General features: G+C 58.0%; 1 protein-coding gene. It reads left to right on the top strand.

The window, feature by feature from the left end; translation table 11 throughout:
- A partial coding sequence (locus tag WMO44_RS14995; protein ID WP_349153056.1) for a sigma-70 family RNA polymerase sigma factor occupies positions 1-576 on the top strand: 576 nt, incomplete at both ends.

The following is a 576-nucleotide window of genomic DNA, read 5'->3' as shown; positions in this document are numbered from 1 at the left end:
GCGCTGGCACAGAAAGGCGATGCTGCCGCGCTGGACAGCCTGATCGACAACAACAAGTCCTTTATTGGCAAGGTGGCGAATGACCTTTTTCGCAGCATGAATTTGGCACAGGCTGGCCTGAACCTTGATACGGACGATTTGAAACAGGCGGGCAATCTGGGCTTATGGAAAGCTGTGCCGAAGTTCGATGCAGCGCGCGGCATGAAGTTCCTGACCTATGCGGCTCCTGCCATCCGCAACGCCATGATGGACATGGTACGGGATGCCTTTGCCGCTTTTGAGCAGCGGATGGTAACGGAGGACAAGGACGGCGTCTGCTACCAGCGCGTTTCGCTGGACGATGTTCTGCCGGGAGAGGAACAACTGCGGCGCATTGAAGCCATAGCCGACCCCTACGCCATGCAGCCGCAGAGTATTATGGAAGAGCAGGAATCGCGCCGGGAACTGTACGATGGCCTGAAACGGCTGCCCCAACGGGAGCAGACCTATCTGCTGTACCGCTATGGCTTCACCGATGGCGAGGAACATCCGCTGATCGGCACGGCGATATACTTTCACCTGACGAAAGGCCGCGCC

The sequence above is a fragment of the Faecalibacterium tardum genome, assembly GCF_040096515.1.
GTDB classification, from domain to species: domain Bacteria; phylum Bacillota; class Clostridia; order Oscillospirales; family Ruminococcaceae; genus Faecalibacterium; species Faecalibacterium tardum.
Note: the sequence above shows the minus strand (reverse complement) of the source record. Positions and strands in the feature narration are given on the sequence as shown.